Origin of the sequence: Pauljensenia sp. 20925_1_25 (genome assembly GCF_041433955.1) — a bacterium.
Lineage (GTDB): Bacteria > Actinomycetota > Actinomycetes > Actinomycetales > Actinomycetaceae > Pauljensenia.
Map to the genome: position 1 here is coordinate 1 of NZ_JAPWCL010000027.1, position 17,658 is coordinate 17,658.

The 17,658-nt window shown below is 64.3% G+C and carries 17 protein-coding genes; 7 read left to right on the top strand and 10 right to left on the bottom strand.

Annotated elements, in window-relative coordinates:
• Positions 1-90 precede the first annotated feature (90 nt).
• On the top strand, positions 91-1,473 hold the full coding sequence (locus tag O3932_RS09685; RefSeq protein ID WP_371538068.1) for a hypothetical protein: 1,383 nt from the start codon (positions 91-93) through the stop codon (positions 1,471-1,473).
• A gap of 75 nt (positions 1,474-1,548) precedes the next feature.
• Here the strand turns inward: O3932_RS09685 and O3932_RS09690 are convergent, their stop codons facing one another.
• Positions 1,549-2,241, bottom strand: a complete 693-nt coding sequence (locus tag O3932_RS09690) for an MgtC/SapB family protein (protein WP_009648669.1) — start codon at positions 2,239-2,241, stop codon at positions 1,549-1,551.
• Between the two features lie 347 nt (positions 2,242-2,588).
• Here O3932_RS09690 and O3932_RS09695 point away from each other — a divergent pair, with 347 nt between their 5' ends.
• The 4 genes from O3932_RS09695 to O3932_RS09710 all read left to right on the top strand — a co-directional run bounded on the left by O3932_RS09695 (position 2,589) and on the right by O3932_RS09710 (position 7,818).
• Positions 2,589-4,094, top strand: coding sequence for an amino acid permease (locus O3932_RS09695; protein WP_371538071.1), 1,506 nt, complete (start codon positions 2,589-2,591; stop codon positions 4,092-4,094).
• Between the two features lie 165 nt (positions 4,095-4,259).
• Positions 4,260-4,913, top strand: coding sequence for a hypothetical protein (locus O3932_RS09700; protein ID WP_371538074.1), 654 nt, complete (start codon positions 4,260-4,262; stop codon positions 4,911-4,913).
• 269 nt (positions 4,914-5,182) lie between these two features.
• Positions 5,183-5,533 carry a hypothetical protein gene (locus O3932_RS09705; RefSeq protein ID WP_009648668.1) on the top strand — a complete coding sequence of 117 codons (351 nt, stop codon included), beginning with the start codon at positions 5,183-5,185 and terminating at the stop codon, positions 5,531-5,533.
• 188 nt (positions 5,534-5,721) lie between these two features.
• Positions 5,722-7,818 (top strand): hypothetical protein, encoded by a 2,097-nt coding sequence (locus O3932_RS09710; RefSeq protein ID WP_371538077.1) that lies wholly within the window; start codon positions 5,722-5,724, stop codon positions 7,816-7,818.
• Positions 7,819-7,936: 118 nt separating this feature from the next.
• On the opposite strand, the gene O3932_RS09715 is transcribed toward O3932_RS09710, so the two are convergent.
• Positions 7,937-8,965, bottom strand: a complete 1,029-nt coding sequence (locus O3932_RS09715; protein WP_371538080.1) for a hypothetical protein — start codon at positions 8,963-8,965, stop codon at positions 7,937-7,939.
• Between the two features lie 239 nt (positions 8,966-9,204).
• Between O3932_RS09715 and O3932_RS09720 the strand changes: the two genes are divergently transcribed.
• Complete coding sequence (locus O3932_RS09720) at positions 9,205-9,522, top strand: TfoX/Sxy family protein (RefSeq protein WP_371538083.1); 318 nt, start codon at positions 9,205-9,207, stop codon at positions 9,520-9,522.
• 77 nt (positions 9,523-9,599) lie between these two features.
• On the opposite strand, the gene O3932_RS09725 is transcribed toward O3932_RS09720, so the two are convergent.
• Entirely contained in the window at positions 9,600-10,151 is a 552-nt protein-coding gene (locus O3932_RS09725; RefSeq protein ID WP_371538086.1) for an NAD(P)H-dependent oxidoreductase, read from the bottom strand.
• 130 nt (positions 10,152-10,281) lie between these two features.
• On the opposite strand from O3932_RS09725, the gene O3932_RS09730 reads away from it, so the two are divergent.
• Positions 10,282-11,082, top strand: a complete 801-nt coding sequence (locus O3932_RS09730; protein ID WP_371538089.1) for a sulfite exporter TauE/SafE family protein — start codon at positions 10,282-10,284, stop codon at positions 11,080-11,082.
• Positions 11,083-11,102: 20 nt separating this feature from the next.
• On the opposite strand, the gene O3932_RS09735 is transcribed toward O3932_RS09730, so the two are convergent.
• The 7 genes from O3932_RS09735 to O3932_RS09765 all read right to left on the bottom strand — a co-directional run bounded on the left by O3932_RS09735 (position 11,103) and on the right by O3932_RS09765 (position 17,596).
• Positions 11,103-11,930, bottom strand: a complete 828-nt coding sequence (locus tag O3932_RS09735) for an NAD-dependent deacetylase (protein WP_371538091.1) — start codon at positions 11,928-11,930, stop codon at positions 11,103-11,105.
• Between the two features lie 25 nt (positions 11,931-11,955).
• Positions 11,956-12,771 (bottom strand): macro domain-containing protein, encoded by an 816-nt coding sequence (locus O3932_RS09740; RefSeq protein WP_371538095.1) that lies wholly within the window; start codon positions 12,769-12,771, stop codon positions 11,956-11,958.
• 160 nt (positions 12,772-12,931) lie between these two features.
• The gene (gene fumC, locus O3932_RS09745; RefSeq protein WP_299242202.1) at positions 12,932-14,341 is read right to left on the bottom strand and encodes a class II fumarate hydratase; all 1,410 of its coding nucleotides are present in this window, start codon (positions 14,339-14,341) and stop codon (positions 12,932-12,934) included.
• A gap of 77 nt (positions 14,342-14,418) precedes the next feature.
• The gene (locus O3932_RS09750) at positions 14,419-15,753 is read right to left on the bottom strand and encodes an MFS transporter (RefSeq protein WP_371538098.1); all 1,335 of its coding nucleotides are present in this window, start codon (positions 15,751-15,753) and stop codon (positions 14,419-14,421) included.
• A gap of 82 nt (positions 15,754-15,835) precedes the next feature.
• On the bottom strand, positions 15,836-16,369 hold the full coding sequence (locus O3932_RS09755; protein WP_371538101.1) for a dihydrofolate reductase: 534 nt from the start codon (positions 16,367-16,369) through the stop codon (positions 15,836-15,838).
• Positions 16,366-17,169 carry a thymidylate synthase gene (locus O3932_RS09760; protein WP_371538104.1) on the bottom strand — a complete coding sequence of 268 codons (804 nt, stop codon included), beginning with the start codon at positions 17,167-17,169 and terminating at the stop codon, positions 16,366-16,368. Before O3932_RS09760 ends, O3932_RS09755 begins: the two co-directional genes overlap by 4 nt.
• Position 17,170: 1 nt before the next feature.
• Complete coding sequence (locus O3932_RS09765; RefSeq protein WP_296503917.1) at positions 17,171-17,596, bottom strand: OsmC family protein; 426 nt, start codon at positions 17,594-17,596, stop codon at positions 17,171-17,173.
• Between the last annotated feature and the right edge of the window lie 62 nt (positions 17,597-17,658).

Below are 17,658 nucleotides of genomic sequence, written 5' to 3' on the forward strand. Positions count from 1 at the left end.
AGCGAACGTCTTGACTAGGCGAGTGTCACACGCGATAGAATTGACTGTTCGCCATCAGGAACTGCACTTTCGGGTGCGAGAGGAATACAGATGAGCACCATCGATCCGTCGCAGCTCACTGCTGCTGACATGAGTAACCCGGCGCTGAGCGCTCAGGACCTCGCGGCCATCACGGCTGCGCGTGAAGACCTGCGCCCCTACGTTGCGACTCACCCGTCGCTGTACCCCGCCCTCCAGCAGTGGCTCGCCAGCCAGGGTGTCGTTCCCGCTCAGCCGCCCGCCGCGCAGCCCGCGGCTAAGGCACCCGCCGCCGAGGCCTCGGCTGAGGGACATGAGAACGCGACCGCCGAGGGCACGCATGAGCAAGCAGCCGCTGAACCCGCTGCTGACACGAATGCTTCCGCCGCGCAGTCGGATGCGCCTCAGGCCCAGCAGCCCTATGGGCAGCAGCCGTATGGCGCTCCTCAGGGCGCTCCTCAGGCTCAGCAGCTCTACGGACAGCAGCCGTATGGCGCTCCTCAGGGCGCTCCTCAGGCTCAGCAGCCCTACGGACAGCAGCCGTATGGCGCTCCCCAGGGGCAGCCGCAGTTCGGCGCTCCCCAGGGGCAGCCCGGTCAGCAGGGGCCGTCCGCTGGCCAGCAGCTTGGTGCCGCCGCTTCGCAGTTCGGTGCCGCCGCGAACAGCGCGTTCAATCAGTTCCAGAACGCTGTCGTTGCTGAGGCTGGCAAGGTGAGCGGTCGCTCGATTCGCGCGACCTACGCGCTGATCGGCGTTGCTGCTGCGTCGCTGCTTGTGTTTATCTCGATGCTCCTTCCCTATGTCGAGATCTCGTTCTTTGTGACTGAATCGACGTCGCTTCTCGGCGGTGGCGGTTGGTTCCCGGTCGTCTTCCTGCTCCTGCTCCTCGCGAACGTCGGCGTCGGCGTCGCCTACTGGCTGACCAACCAGAAGTGGGCATTCATTTCCGTGGGCGCGGGTTCGCTCGCTCTGGGAATCATCTCGCTTATCGAGACGTTCTACGTCCTCGCCAACGATAACGATCTGATTGACTTCTCGATCGGCTTCTACCTGTTCCCGCTGTTCTCGATTGCTCTGGGTGCGGCTGGCGTGATCCTGCTCCTCGAGCTGAAGGAAGGCAAGGTCGCTCCTCTGAACACGGCCCCCGCCATGCTGAACCAGTTCGGCCAGCCGGGCCAGCAGGCCTACCCCGCGCAGCCCGGCTTCCAAGGCCAGCAGCAGTACCCGGGCCAGCAGGCCTACCCCGCGCAGCCCGGCTTCCAGGGCCAGCAGCAGTACCCGGGGCAGCAGGCCTACCCCGCGTCGCAGGGCCAGTACGGCGCGCAGCCGCAGCAGGCTCAGCAGCCGCAGCAGTCGGCTCAGCCGGAGCAGTCGGCTCAGCCGGAGCAGTCGGCTCAGAACCAGCAGGGGCAGACGGGCGAACAGCCTCAGAACCCCTACAGCCCTCAGGCGTGACGCTCTGAGTGAAGCCATACGGGACGGGGTCCGCGCAACAGCCGCGGACCCCGTCCCGTTGTGTCATGCAGTGGGCTACTCGTCGTCCTCTTCCGTGATGTCGACGCCGGCAACGCCGTCGAGGTCCGCGAGCGTCGTCACAAGCATCGAGCGTGAGAGATCTTGGCGAGTCGACGCTGTGAAGCGTGCGGTGGACGTGTGGTGGGCTGAATCGGTGCGCGTGGAGACGCCGGACACCGACCAGCCCAGGGCACTGACCTGCGTGAGGAGGGTAGAAAGCACTCCGTGTCCGGGAGTGTAGTGGACGCTGAGCGTGACCTTGTGCCCGTGGGTGCGCATGAGGATGAACTGGACGAGTGGGGTCAGCAGCGCAATGACGATGAAGTGCAGGGCAGTGCCCGCAAGGGCGAGCCACCACAGGCCAGCGCCGCAGGCCATGCCGATCGCCGCAGTTTCCCAGATGGTGGCGGCCGTCGTTAGGCCTCGGATCGCTCCGTGCCGAGTCAGGATGATGCCCGCGCCCAGGAAGCCGATGCCCGACACGATCTGCGAGGCGACGCGCGAGGGATCGTAGCGGGTGATGCCGTCGATGAGGATGTCTGAGAACCCGTACTTGGAGATGAGCATCATGAGGCAGGCGGTGAGGCCCACGATGGCCTGGGTGCGGATGCCGGCGCTCTTGCCGCGGATCTGTCGTTCGAGTCCGATGGAGGCAGACAGGACAAGGGCGAGCAGCATCCATCCGATGCTGACGAGTTGGTGCGTCATGGTCTCTTCCTTCCTTAGCGCGGGGAGGATCTTAGTGTAGCGACCGAGTCCGGTGGGGGAGTGGATCACGCACGAGGTCGTGGCTCGTTCCGCTCTTTTCATGCACAAGCCGAGTGGCTAGGTGGGGGCTGACGGGGATCTCGTGCTTCGACAAGCTTCGCCTGCGTGCAAAGCCGCCAGATTGTGTGAAAGTGTTGAGATACTGCGCCACGTCGCACGCGCGCCGCGAGGTAAATTGCGTGAGCCAGCCACGGCCTCGTTAAAGGCCACGGAAAGAACGTCCCAATCTCGACACAAGAATTTGGGGCTAGTATGGGACTCACGATCAACAGACGAGGAACCCATTTATGGATACCCCTACTCCCGATGACATCGCCAGCGATGTACAGCAGCGCTCCGACACGCAGCTGAAGCGCGGCCTGGCATCGCGCCACATGCAGATGATCGCCATCGGCGGAGCGATCGGCACCGGCCTGTTCCTGGCCTCGGGTGCCACGGTCGCGAACGCCGGCCCAGGCGGCGCGCTCCTCGCGTACGCGGCGATTGGTCTCATGGTGCTGCTCCTCATGCAGTCCCTGGGCGAGATGAGCGCGCACCAGCCGGTCGCGGGCTCGTTCCAGACCTTCGCGACGAAGTTCATTTCCCCGTCCTTTGGCTTCGCGATGGGCTGGAACTATTGGTTCAACTGGGCGGTGACGGTCGCCGCGGACCTGGTGGCCTCCGGCCTCGTGATGGCCTATTGGTTCCCATCGGTGCCCTCGTGGATATGGGCAGTGGTGTTCCTGTTCATCGTCGTGGGACTTAACGCCCTGTCGGCGCGCGTCTACGGTGAGGCGGAGTTCTGGTTGGCGGCCATCAAGGTCGTCATCGTCATCGTGTTCGTGGTCTCCGGCGTCTTCATGATCGCGGGCGTCATGGGCACGAACTCGCCGGGCCTGTCGAATTGGACGACCGGCGATGCTCCCTTCCATAACGGTTTCGTCGGCGTCATCGCGGTGTTCATGATCGCGGGCTTCTCGTTCCAGGGCACCGAGCTCGTGGGCGTGGCCGCCGGCGAGTCTGAGAACCCGCGCCGGGACGTGCCGCGTTCGATCCGCACGGTTTTCTGGCGCATCATGTTCTTCTACATTGGCGCGATCGCGGTGATCGGCACGCTGTTGCCCTACACGGATCCGAGCCTGCTCAGCGCCGCCGATGACAGCGCCAACAATGTCGCCCAGTCGCCATTTACGCTCGTGTTCGCCCGCATGGGCATCGGCGCGGCGGCGGCCGTCATGAACGCCGTCATCCTGACGTCGATCCTGTCGGCGGGTAATTCGGGCCTGTACGCGGCCTCTCGTATGCTGCACTCGATGGCCCTCAAGCACCAGGCACCCGCGATTTTCGCACGCGTGACGAAGGGCGGTGTACCCGGTTACGCGATGGCCGTGACGACGGTGACGGCGGCGTGCGGCTTCCTCACGCAGCTGGTTTTTGAGGACGCCTACATCTGGCTGGTGAACATCGTCGGAATCTCCGGCATCATCATGTGGCTGGGCATTGCGGTCAGTCATATCCGCTTCCGTCGCGCCTACCTGCTGCAGGGCTACCGCCTCGAAGACCTGCCGTATCGTTCCCCGTTCTTCCCGGCCGGGCCGATCATCGCGTTCATCATGTGCCTGGTCGTGATGGCGGGTCAGAACTATGAAGCCGTGCTTCACGGTCAGGTATGGGAGGTTGCCTCCTCCTACATCGGTCTGCCGCTCTTTGGCGCGGTCTGGTGGGGCTATCACCTGGTGCGTAAGGACCGGACGGTGCCGCTGGATGAGATGGACGTCGCTCCCGTCGAGATCGAGCCGGTCTCGAATAGCTAAGGTTGATGAGAGCCGGGCAGCGCAGGGATGCGCTGCCCGGCTTCTTCACTGGATTGACGAGGCCGTGGCTCACTCACGCTTCGCACCTCCTGCACGGCTTGTCATCACTCGGTAACTAACGGCGTGGCGGGGCGCTTGTCCCGCGCATTTTCATAGGATGGGTCCATGATGACAACGCGACGCCTCCTTGCCGTGACCGCCCTGTCCGCCCTTGTCTTGGGGGTGAGTGCATGTTCGCCGAAGGATAGTCAGCCGACTTCCGGTGCCACGACCTCGGCCCCGACTCCGAGCGCCTCTGCTTCAGCCAGTGCTACGCCCACCGCACAGAGTGGCATGGACGCCCAGGGCGGGGAGACGCCCCAGAGCGCTTCGGTCGATAAAGGCAACCAGGCTCCTGAGGTTGACGTGACCAACAACGAGGCGCATTGCGACCTGACGAATCTGCAGCCCGCGGTGACGAGCAACCAGCAGATCGGCACCACCACCTACGTCGAGCTGACCTTCACGAATGAGGGAGACTCGTGCTGGGTCAGCGGCTTCCCGCAGGTTCTTTTCGCCTCGGGCGGAGCAACCGTGTCTGAGGCGGTGCGCGACGGCGAGGATCCCGGCAACGTGTACACGATTCCTCAGGGAGGTCGTGTGGGCGTGACCCTCACGGCTGAATCCGTTGATGGCGTCGACGGCTGCACTCCTGCGTCCTCCGATCAGGTCGACATCTTCAACACGGACGGCTCGGGTTCGATCAGCCTGCAGCTCTCGCTGAGCGTTTGCCAGAACCTCGCTTCCGTCGCGGTCAGCCCCTACGAGCCGCGTTCGTGAGCGGTTCGCCCGCCGTCAAGCGGCAGGTGCCGATCGGGTTCCACCGCCTGGCACCTGCTGTCTATGTGTGTGACGGGTGCGCGAGGGTGGAACTCTCCGATTTGTGTATTGCCGCTGACCGAGCTGTCAAGCAACGCCAATATACTGGCTGCCAGAGCTGATGCTGATACGCTGATCTGGTTTGAAGGGCTGAGTACCCTTCTGCGCTCACCCATGCGTGGCGATCACGCGGCGGGCAATACATCAATCAGATATGCAAGGAGACCTCCATGGGTATACGCGAAAACAAGCAGGCGTTCCAGTACGCACTGCCGTACGAGCAGGTATTCCAAGCGGCGATGGCTGCCGTCCCGAGTGTGCCGAAGGCGACCATGATGGGGGCGGACATGAACGCGCGCTACCTCACCTTCGAGACGCCCCTGACCTTCATGTCCTGGGGTGAGCGCATCATCGTCGGCTTTATCCCTCACCAGCAGGGCGTTACCGTTGAGGTTTCCTGTGCGACGAAGGGCATACCCAACCTCATGCAGAATGGCCGTAACCGCAAGATCATCAAGCAGTTCATCGACGCGTTGTCCAGCATCGTGCAGGTGAACGGCGTCGAGGTCATCGCGTCCTGACGCATTGCGCTGCGACGCACTGCCTGAGCGTCAGAGCCTGAGCGGTCCCCGGTCTCAGATATGAGGCCGGGGATTATTGTGTGATGTGTAGCTCATGAGCGTCAAGATTTTTGTGGCGTGATGGTTGTTCTGTAGGCGTAAGCTGGCAGGTGTATTTCGTCTATTGATGCCCAAGGGGGGAGCGAATCATGGCACGTGGGTACCGGGCAGTCTTGGAGTTAGGTGAGCGGGAGGATGCGCTGCGCGTCGCTGATCGGCTTTTCCATGAGTGGCTGCACGACAAGTATTCGCTGTGGGAGGCGGGTGAGCAAGCCGCATGTAACGACGAGGGCATCTACCGATTCGGCACTCTTCTATCATCGCGAGGGCAGCACATGGACCTCGTCGTAACGAAGACGAGGGAGACTTCTGCCGACAAGCACTACAGGCGACAGCTCTTTGAAACAGTGGAACGCACTCAGGACGGCGAGCACTGGGTGATGCGCCTGTACGCGATGAGCGCCACGAAGGAGTCGGCGTATCGGCAGGTTATCTGGGTGGAGGTGGTCCCACCACGCGACGGGAAATGGGACGCGAAACCTCCACGAGTGGTGTGTGATCTCATCCGTGAGGGCGGAGTCTTTGACCGGGACATGCCGCTGTCGGATACCCTCCAGCCAATCAACGACGCCAACCAGGTGGAGAAACTCATCGGCTGGATCCGTGATCCACGCAGGAGAACCGCAGTGGTCGTGGCTGCGCCGCTGACCGACGGCGATACGCCGGAAGCTCTGAAGCAGGAAAGCCGGTGGCACCAGATTCTGGCCCCGCTGACGGGTGACTCATTGGGCTGCGCCACCTATTTCTTGCTGACACCGCAGGTGTATGCCGACTACCTCGCAAAGATCGGTGAGGGGCTTGACATGCCGCAAGGGAGCCTGCGTACGTTCCTGCCGGGCGTGCAGCCGGGTGACCTGATCGATGCGCGTCGGCACAGGGTCCTGACCGCGGCGACCCTCTTGCGTGGCTACGACGAGGAGCAGGGACGTTTCCACCCGGCGCTGGCGCGCACGATCGCGAGAACGCCGCGCGAGTACCTGTGGGACAACGGGCTGGACAAGGAACTCCTCCAGGCCCACAAAGTACTCGACCAGCGCAGGGCCTCAATTCCAACCTTCCACCCCCTGGAGGAGGCGCGCCATAAAGAAACACGCAGCAAAGAAGCAAGCAAGGAAGTCCCACGCCAGGAGGCTGGGGCCGCACAGCCAAGAGCGCTTCCGACACACAATGGGCGAAAACCCCGCACATCCAAGCGTCGTGTCTTACCCAGCGTCGGCCTTGTTCGTCGTTGCGGCATCAAGCCCGCTGCTGTCCGATCTGGTTGGAGCGATCAGCTGCGTGGCCTCATCGGGCACGCGCTCGAGTTTGCGAACCCGCGCGTGCGTGAGGACCGTGAACGAGCCGTCGCGCAGCTGAAGAAGAGACTGGAGGAGAAGACCGCCAGGTGCATTGAACTTGAGGGAGAGCGTGATCATGCGCGTGCGGAAACAGAAGCCGCACAGGAACTCCTCGCTGAGGCGGCGCAGGAGAGTGAGCGTAAGCTCGCGGACCTCAGGTCCGAAGTGGAGGAGCTGACGTCGCATAAGGATGATATGGAGATCGTACTCCTGTATGCGAACGAGGAGATTCGCGAGTTGGAGCAAAAGAACCGTCATCTCGCGTGGAAGGCTACGCATCCGGATCAGCGCGAATCCGACGACAGATATTCGGAAAATATGCTCGACCGGCCACCGGCAGACATGGTTGAACTCTACGACTGGATGACGAGTGACGCGGAGCATGAGCGGGTGCGCCAACACGTTGTCTTCGGTGATCCGGACGCGATGATGGGGGAGATGCTCCGGCTTGACGAGTTGAGCGTGCGAAACTACGCGGAGGACTTTTGGCGCTACATACTGGTCTTGCGCGACTATCTGCGTGCGCGGGAGGCCGGTGATTTCGCAGATGGTAACGTGTACGACTTCCTCAAAGCGGCACCCGACGGCTACCGCACGTGTTCACCGCACCGTCATAAGTCCAACGAGAGTGACACCGTCAAAGGGAATCCGCGCTGGCGTCGTGAGCGTACGTTCCCAGTGCCGACGATCATTGACCCGAGCGGCGAGATCACGATGTGGACCCACTTCGCGCCCACCCACCACGACCGCAACGCCCCACGCATGTACTACTACGCGGACACAAAAAAGACCCACAAGGTTTACATCGGCTACATCGGTCGTCACCTGACGAACACGAAGACGAACTGAATCGTTCAGATGCAATTCGGCCCCGGCCTCGTCGATGGATGGATTGACGAGGCCGGGGCTGGGTTGTGCCTCCTGCCTGGCGGTGGGGAGTGGACGAAGCCGCTCCCGAGAAAACGGCCTACTGTTTGTCGGTGTCGGTGTCGGTGTCGGTGTCGGTGTCGACTTCGGTGACCGCGGTTGCGTCCGTCGGGGTGTCTGCCTCTGTGTCTTCGGATTCGCTGAGGTTCTCGGTTTCAGCCGGATCGGCGGGAGTGTCAGAGGCGCTGGGCGTCGCAGTGACTCGTGGGCTCAACCAGCGGAAGATCTCGCGGAGTCCCCACGCGCACAAGGCAGCGATGAAGTGGTAGTGCAACCACCAGGTCGCGAGCCCCCAGCTGGGGCTGCCGAAATAATAGCCCAGCTGAACTCCCAAGAACCACAGGGCCGCCATGTCGGAGAATACGGCCCCCACGATGGCGACAGGCTTCCACCATCCGGCCTTCTCGAGGAACTTTCGGGTGATGGCTATCAACACCTGGAAGAAGGTGAAGACGCCCATGAAGCCATAGAAGTACATGAGATGCATGCCCATGGCATAGGAGACCGGGAATCCGGCCAGGAAGATCACGTGGAGGACCAGGTATCGGACGATGAACGTCATGATGCCTCGTGGGTCCCTCGATTTTGTCATTCCTCCATCTGCGTCTTCGGAGCTGGTGGGGTTCTCCGTAACAGCTGGATCAACGGCATCGACAGGGGCGCTGGGCGTCGCAGTGACTCGTGGGCTCAACCAGCGGAAGATCTCGCGGAGTCCCCACGCGAAGAAGGCAGCGAGGAAGTGGAAAGGCAACCATATGGCCACGAGCTCCCAGTTGGAGTCCACCAAAAAACCTGAGACTCTCCCGCCCAGCCACCACAGGACCGCCACGTCCGAGAGGAGGGCGCCCGCGATCGCGAGAGGCTTCCACGATCCGGCCTCGTCGAGGAACTTTCTGGGGATGGCTATCAACATCTGGAAGAAGGTGAAGAAGCCTATGAAACCGAAGAAGTAGAACAGGAAGAGATCGGTGACATAGGAGAGAGTGAAACCGAGCAGGAAGACCGCGTGGAGCACCAGGTACCGGATAAAGAAGTTAACAATCCCTCGCGGGTCACGTGTATCTGTCATGCCCCCAACCTAACGGGGCTGTCAGGCGCGACGTCCAGGCCCTGACGCCCCTTGCGTCGCGGCGATACTAGCTCTAGCCCTGCAGCCAACCCCGGCCTCGTTGATCAATGAACGAACGCGGTCACCGGGACCGCTCACAGGCTCCTACACTGTTTTCATACGCCACAAAAGAGCAAGGCCACTCAATGCAGCGCAGGATCAGGCGAGCGTGGCGTTGAGCGAGAAAGCGAGGATGAACGATGGCGTCCACCAACCAATACCTGGAGTTCGTGCTCGACCTTCTGGGTGAGCTGGATGACGTGGCGCACCGCAAGATGATGGGCGAATACGTCCTCTACTATCGGGGCAAGGTCGTGGGCGGCATCTACGACGACCGCTTCCTGCTCAAGGTCACGCCCGCCTCCGAACGGCTCCTGCCCGGCGCCCCGCGCGCCACCCCCTACGAGGGAGCGAAGGAGATGCTCCTCGTCGAGGTGGAGGACCGCGACACGTTGCACGACGTCGTCGACGCGATGTGGCAGGAACTGCCCGCACCGAAGAAAAGAAAGAAGAAGTAGGTGCCCGGCCCGGGCCTCGTCGATGGATGGATTGACGAGGCCGGGGCCGGGTTCGTTGGATACGCGCGGGAGTGAGCCTACAGCTTCGCCACCAGCTCCGCGACGCGCGCCGCGTGCTCGCGCGAACGCTCCACCATGTCGGCGCGCGCCGCCTCATCCGTACGATTCGCGTAGGACACACCGTACAGGGGCAGAACACCCGCATACTCCAGGCCCGTCAGGGCGCTCGTCGCCTTCACCGCAGCCAAGAAACGCTCGATGCCGCCCGGCTGGGCGTCATAGTAGGATTCCGCCGCTCCCGTCGTCAGCGACACCACCAGCTTCTTGCCGCGCAGCGCCGTGCCCGTCGACCCGTGACTGAAACCGCGCAGAAACACGTCCTCCACCCACTTTTGCAGCAGCGATGGCCAGCCGTACCACCACAGCGGATACTGCAACACGATCACGTCCGCCGCGGCGAGCTTCGCCTGCTCCGCCTCAACGTCGAAGACGTAATCGGGATACAGCTCGTCGAGATGATCGATCATGGCCTCGGGGAGCAGCGACGTCAGCTCCTCCAGAATCGTCTTATTCGCCACCGAGTCATCGCCGGTGCGCGGGTGACCCGACACAATCAGAACGTTGGACATCGCTTTTCCTTTCGTCGATGCCAGAAGTCTACGCCCACACAAACCGGCGCGAACAGGACGAGGACACACGTTTCGCGCGGGGTGAAGCCCCGAAACAGAAGACGCTTTACCCCAGGACTACAGTAGAGACATGGCCCACACCGATTCCCAGATTCTCACCCTGCGCCGCATCCTTCTCGTCATTGCGACGGGCGTCGGCGCGGGCTTCCTCTCCGGGCTCTTCGGCGTCGGCGGTGGCCTCGTTATCGTCCCCGCGCTCATGGCCCTCCTGGGCATGGACCAGCGCCGCGCCTCGGCCACGTCGCTCGCCGCCATCATCGTCACCGCCGCCGTCGGCTCGGGCACTTACGCCCTGCACGGCGAGGTCTCCTGGGCGGGCGGCGCGCTCCTCGTCGTCGGCGCGCTCGCGGGTTCCCAAATTGGCGTGTGGCTCCTGCGCCGCCTCCCCGCACCCTCCCTGCCCTGGATCCTCATCGGCTTTACACTCTTCGTCATCGTCTCCCAATACCTGCAGGTCCCAACGCGTGAGGGGGTCGTCTCGCTAACCCCGGACTCGTGCGCTCTGCTGATCCTGGTCGGCGTGTGCGCCGGCATCTTGTCCGGCCTAGTTGGCGTGGGCGGCGGATCCGTCATCGTGCCCGGCATGGAGCTGGCCGTCGGCGCGGGAGACCTGATTGCGCGCGGCACGTCCCTGCTCGTCATGATCCCCACCGGCATCGCCGGGACCGTCACGAATCTGCGTCACCGCATGGTCGACCTGCGCGTCGGTCTCATCGTCGGGGCCTCCGCAGCGGCCACAGCCCCCGCCGGACGCCTCGTCGCCACGCTCGTGTCCCCGAGCGTCGGAGCGATCCTCTTCAACATCTTCCTGGTCTCCATCATCGCCTCGACGATCCTGAAGATGCGCAAGAAAGCGCGCGCTCAGGGGTAGGGGGCCGAGGCATCGGCACGTTATCCGCGCGAGCTCGCCAGGGCCTCGGCGATGTCGCTGCGAATGATGAGTGAACGATCCGTGATCTCTGCTGGGGCCGCCGCGTCCAGCGCCACGCACGCGTAGGTCGCCCCCGGATTGTCGAACACGCGCCGCCAGAACGGAAACTTGATGATGCTCGGCGTATTCATGCCGACGCCCAGCTCAAGGTGGAGCACACGGCCGCTCGACGTGCGCTCCAGGAAGTCTTGATAACGACCGGCAGCCGCCATCCATCCCTCGTCCTGAACGAAACGGTTGTCGACGCGCAGATTCGTCGTCATCTCCTCACCGCACCTCGGGCACCGCGGAATCAGCTCCGACGGGATGCGCATGCCCTCCTGGCTGGCCACCGCCTCGCGCACCCACGACTCGTTGTCGTACGTGGCGTCGTGGCAGGGACCCGAGCACTGCAGCAGCCCGTAATCGCCCTGCGTATAGAACAGGCGCTCCTTGTCGAAGCCGGAATTTTGGAAACGGTGATCGACGTTCGTGGTGATCACGAAGTAGTCGCGACCGCGCACGAGGTCCAGGAGGTCCGAGTAGGCCTGCCCCGGGCCGGCCTCGTAGCGCAGCAGGGAGATCATGCGGCTCCAAAACGCCCAGCGCTCCTCCGGAGTGGGGAAGGGATAGAAGCCACCCGAGTAGGCGTCTGTAATGCCGCGCTCGGCGCGGAAGTCCGCGAAACGCTCATCGAAAACCGGGCCCGAGTGATTGTCGCCGTCGGCGGCGGGCAGCCCGGCGCCCGCTCCGATCAGGATCGCGTCGGCGCGCTCGATGGCCTCGCGCAGAGTGGTGGGTCGGTTCATGGTGTCTCCTCAATCGTTGACGGGATCAGAGTCCGAGAAGGGCGCGGTACAGGGCCTCGTCTCGGTCACCGAACACGTCGACAATGACGCGTAGCTCAGACGCGCCCGGGGTGCCAGACTCAAGGAAATCGGCGACGGTTGCCACCGCGATACGCGCCGCCTCCTCCTGCGGGAAGCCGAAGACGCCGGTGGAAATGCAGCAGAATGCCACAGTCTCGAGTCCATGTGCTGCTGCCTCCTCCAGACATCGCCGGTACGAGCGAGCTAGCGCCTCCCGGTGCTCATCAGTGAGCTCTCCGCTCACGATGGGGCCGACCGTGTGGATGACGAAGCGCGAGGGCAGATGGAAGCCGGGAGTGAGGACGGCCTCGCCCGTCGGGAATCCCGAGGGGCCGTCGCCGCGTGCGCGCTCAGCCATGACCTCGGCGCATGCCTGCCGCAGTTCGAGCCCGGCTGCGCTGTGGATCGCGTTGTCGATGCACGTGTGCCCGGGCGCTCGGCACCCGAGCAGCGCCGAGTTTGCCGCGTTGACGATTGCGTCGACCTCCAGGCGCGTAATGTCGCCGCGCCACAGGGCAATCCTCGGATGAACCGACGAGGCCGTGGCATCCTCCCAGGTCGCGGTTCCTTTTCGCTCACGCTCGGTGTCGAGAACAATCGCCTCGGCCTCCGGGTAGCCATCGGGCAGGGGAGCAGGATCGCGCATGTTCATGAGGGCGCGCAGGTATGTGCGCTCCTGCGCGATGTCCGCGTGGGTGGGAATCTCGTAGCCCATGTCGTCGGCTAGCAGGTGCAGGGCTGCGTGGACGGCCTCGTGGTAGGTGGTGTGCGCGTGCGTCATGAACCCCTCCGATTGTTTACATGACACATAACTGTGTGAACCCGACGTTTATTCCCTGCCACGCTCGCCTATCGCTCCAGCGCCTCCCCGGCCTCGTACATATGAAACCGGCCCCGGCCTCATGCGAGACCGGGGCCGAAACGTCAGCGCGACTTGCGGATCACTCGTCAGCGGCGCTGGGGTGCGTCATGTCGGCGGGAACGACCCACGCGTCGAACTCCTCGGCGGTCAGGAAGCCCAGCTCGAGGGCGGACTCGCGCAGCGACAGGCCCTTGTGATGCGCGTTCTTCGCGATCTTGGAGGCCTTGTCGTAGCCGATGTGACGGTTCAGGGCCGTCACCTGCATGAGGTTGATGTCCAGGTTGTGCTTGATCTTCTCGTAGTTCGGCTCGATGCCGTACGCGCAGTGCGTGTCGAAGGACACGCAGGCGTCGCCGAGCAGGCGGATGGACTCCAGGACGTTCCACGCCATGACGGGCTTGAAGACGTTGAGCTGGAAGTTGCCCTGCGAGCCGGCGAAGCCGACCGTCGCGTCGTTGCCGAAGACCTGGGTGGCGACCATGGTCATGGCCTCGCACTGGGTCGGGTTGACCTTGCCCGGCATGATGGACGAACCCGGCTCGTTTTCGGGGATCAGCAGCTCGCCGATGCCGTTACGCGGGCCGGAGGCGTACCAGCGCACGTCGTTCGCGATCTTCATGAGGGCGTCGGCAAGGACGCGCAGCGCGCCCGAAACCAGCACCAGCGCGTCGTGCGCGCCCAGGGCGGCGAACAGGTTGTCGGCCTGCTTGAACTCGATGCCCGTCTCCTCGGAGATCTTCTTGGCGGTGAGCTCGCCGAACTTCGGGTGAGCGTTCAGGCCGGTGCCCACAGCAGTGCCACCGATGGCCAGCTCGCGCGCACGGGTGTCGGCGTACTCGATGCCGTCGAGGGCGAAGTCGATCTGAGCAACCCAGCCGGAGATGACCTGGCCCAGGCGGATCGGGGTCGCGTCCTGCAGGTGGGTGCGGCCCACCATGATGACGTCGTCGAACTCCTTGGCCTTCTTGTCCAGCGTGTCACGCAGCTGGCGCACGCGCGGGTACATGTCGTGCAGCTCGGAGACGACCGCGATGTGCATGGCGGTGGGGAAGGTGTCGTTCGAGGACTGGCCGCGGTTCACGTGGTCGTTGGGGTGCACGGGGGACTTGGTGCCCATGGTGCCGCCCGCGAGTTCGATGGCGCGGTTGGAGATGACCTCGTTGGCGTTCATGTTCGACTGCGTGCCCGAGCCGGTCTGGAAGACGACCAGCGGGAAGTTGTCGTCGAGCTTACCGGAGATGACCTCGTCGCCGGCCTGCGCGATGTAGTTCGCGATGTCGGCGGGCAGCTCGCCCAGCTCGGCGTTGGCCAGGGCTGCGGACTTCTTCAGGATGCCGAGGGCGCGCACCATCGGGCGACCCCACACGAACGTGTTGCGGCCGATGTCGAAGTTGTGCAGCGAACGCTCGGTCTGAGCGCCCCAATAGCGGTTCGCGGGGACCTCAACGGCTCCCATCGAGTCGGTTTCGGTGCGGGTTTCTTGTGCCACAGGTGGCTCCTTCGCGTAGGGCTTACGTACCCCTCTAGGATAGCGCCGAGCGTGCTGTGAGGCGTGGGGCACTCGTCCTAGTCTTGCGCACGGGACACGATGTCCAGCCTGCGCAGGAGCAACCACGCGCACGAACACGACAGCGTGACGAGGGACAGTGCGAGGAGGAAGGGCGACAGGGGCATCCAGCCGTACAGGGCGGTGGCGCTGACGGGGGCCACGATCCACGTGATCGCGCCGGTCGCGTTGATGACGCCGGCGATGCCGCCCTGCTCGCGCTCGGTGACAGCCAGGGACGCGCCGGCGGAGTAGCCGGGGGAGGCCATGCCCGAGGCAACGCCCATCGCGAAGGTCGATGCCGCGACCGCCCACAGCGTCGGCGCGAGGGTCAGGCACGTGAGGGCAATAAGGGCGAGCGTCATGCCCGCCCGCAGCAGGGCGCGAGGCCCCCATCCCAGGCGTGGCACGACGACCAGCTGCATGAGCATGGCTCCGGCTGCGTTGGCCAGCAGCATCAGGGCCGTGATCGACACGGCGGGCGCGGGCTCGAGTCCACCACGGTCCTGCACGACGAAACCCATCGTGATCTGAACGACGCCGTTCGCGAAGTAGATGCCGAAGATCGAGGCGATCCACGGGGCGATCCGCCGGTCGGTCCAGCTCACGCGCGGGGGCAGTTCGCCGTCTGTGGTTTCCACGCTCGCGCTGTCCGTCGCCCCCTCAATCGACGAGGCCGGGGTCGCTTCCTCGGGTTCCACGGCCTCACGGGTCAGGTGGGGCAGGCGCCTCCTCGGGTGGGTGGTGCCTCCGTCACGGGGTAGCCAGATCAGGGCAATGGCCAGCGCGATGAGAACGAAAATTGGCGTGGCATGCACGGGTCCAAAGATCCACCACGCGCCCAGCGCCGAGGACACGAGGGAACCGACCATGACGGACAGGTTGATTGCGCCGGAGAACGCGGATGTGCCGCGCACGCGCGACCCCTCGTCCGGGGTCACCTCGGCGACGAGGGCCTGGCCGGTCGGCGGGATCGCCGCGACGGCCGCGCCGAAGAAGGGGCCGCGCGCCGCCATGATGGCCCCCGCCGCGGCAAACGCGCCGATGTAACCGGCTGCGCGCGCCCACACTGCTGCCGAAAAGAGCGTGCCCGCCGTCAGCGCCAGGATCAGCGCCAGCAGAATGACGCGCCTGCGTCCCCAGGCGATCGAGCGGCGCCCCCAGAACTGGCTGAGCGCCGTCACCGCGGCAGCCGCCAGGGACACCGCCGCACCCACGATCCACTCGGGCAGGTCCAGGGCGCGCGAGAGGGGAGCGATCGACACGTTGAGCATGTTCTGCGCCGTGTAGGTAAACAGGGCGATCGCCACGAGCGCGCGCAGCGTCGGATTCGTTAATAAGGGAGAAGAAGGCACAGTGCATCCTACGACGGAGGCCCCGCGCATTGCGCGGGGCCTCCCCAGACAGTTGTTGAATAACACAGAGGTGCGGTAAGAGTTAACGCTGCACCCAGGTGCTCACCTTCCAGCGCGCGTCCCCCGAGCGCTCACGCCACTCGGCATCACTGCGGTTCTCATCCCTGCGCCACAGAGCCGGATCCAGCGGCGGCGCGTACACGAAGGCCGAACCCTCGGGTGCACCCGCGGCCACATCCAACTCCAGGTCGGTCACCACGGCCTCGTCGAGGAAGGGCAGGGTCTGCGCATAGAGCTGCGCCCCGCCCGTGATCCAGATGTAGGGGGCCTGTGTGCGTGCCGTTTCCTCGCGCGCGGCATCCAGGGCTTCCTCGACGGAAGAAACGACGAGCACGCCCTCGGCCATGTACCCGGGCGTGCGGGTGATGACGATGTTTGTGCGGCCCGGCAGTGCGCGGCCCAGGGCCTCCCACGAGCGGCGGCCCATGATGATCGGGCAGCCCATCGTGGAGGCCTTAAAATGACGGAAATCAGCGGGAACGTGCCAGGACATGGCCGTGCCCGACCCAATGATCCCGTTGCTATCCTGGGCCCAAATCGCGGCGAGCTTCGTCATACGGCGACCGGAGCCTTGATCGTCGGGTGATGCTGGTAGTCGACGACGGAAATATCGTCGAAGGAGTACTCGAACATCGACGGAGCCTTTGTCAGCTCCAAGCGCGGGAACGGGTACGGCTCGCGGCTCAGCTGCTCGGTCACCTGCTTCGTGTGGTTGGAGTAGATGTGGCAGTCTCCGCCCGTCCAAATGAAGTCGCCGACTTCCAGGCCCGCCTGCTGGGCGAACATGTGGGTGAGCAGCGAGTAGGACGCGATGTTGAAGGGCACACCCAGGAACATGTCTGCGCTGCGCTGGTAGAGCTGCAGCGATAGGCGGCCGTCAGCCACGTACAGCTGGAAGAACGCGTGGCAGGGCTCGAGCGCCATCTGCGGCAGGTCTCCAACGTTCCACGCGGAGACCACCATGCGGCGCGAATCCGGGTTCGCCTTCACCGTCTCGAGGACCTGGGAGATCTGGTCGATGTGGCGGCCGTCCCCGGCGTTCCACGAACGCCACTGGACGCCGTACACCGGGCCCAGCTCACCGTCCTCGTCCGCCCACTCGTTCCAGATGCGGATCCCGTTGTCCTGGAGCCAGGACACGTTTGACGAACCCGACAGGAACCACAGGAGTTCGCCGACCACCGACTTGAGGTGCACACGCTTCGTCGTGATCAGCGGGAAGCCCTTGGACAGGTCGTAGCGCAGCTGCGCCCCAAACAGGGAACGCGTGCCTGTGCCGGTGCGGTCACCCTTGGGGGTGCCCTCACGCATAATGCGCGCCAGCAGGTCCTCGTACTGGCGGTCGACGGCGCTCACGTCAGTTGATCCGCTCGTTCGTCCATGTGTGCGAGGCCGGCAGAGCCTGGTCGACGACCGAGTGCTCGATCGTGCAATTGCGCTTGATTGCGGCATCGGCGCGACGCTTGAGATCCTCGATCTCCTCGTCGGACAGGGCAGACATGTCCTGGACCAGCTCGACGTCCACGTGCGTGAAACGATCATTCTGCTGGTCGTAGTCAGCGGACACGCCGACGAACTGCTCGAAATCGTCGCCCAGGCGAGCCGCCATGCGGGCATCCGAGCTCATCGCGTTGCAGCCCGCGATCGCGAGCTTGAGCAGATCACCGGGGGAGAAGAGGCCGGGGCCATGACCGATGCGGATCTCGGCGCCGTCCTGGTTGCGGGCGACGTACTGACGCACGCCCGTACGCTGCATGTACAGAGACTTTGGGGTATCACTCATAGTACCATTGTCGCGTAAAAAGGCGCCGTTCGCCCAGACATCAGCGCCGGGCGGGCGGTGTT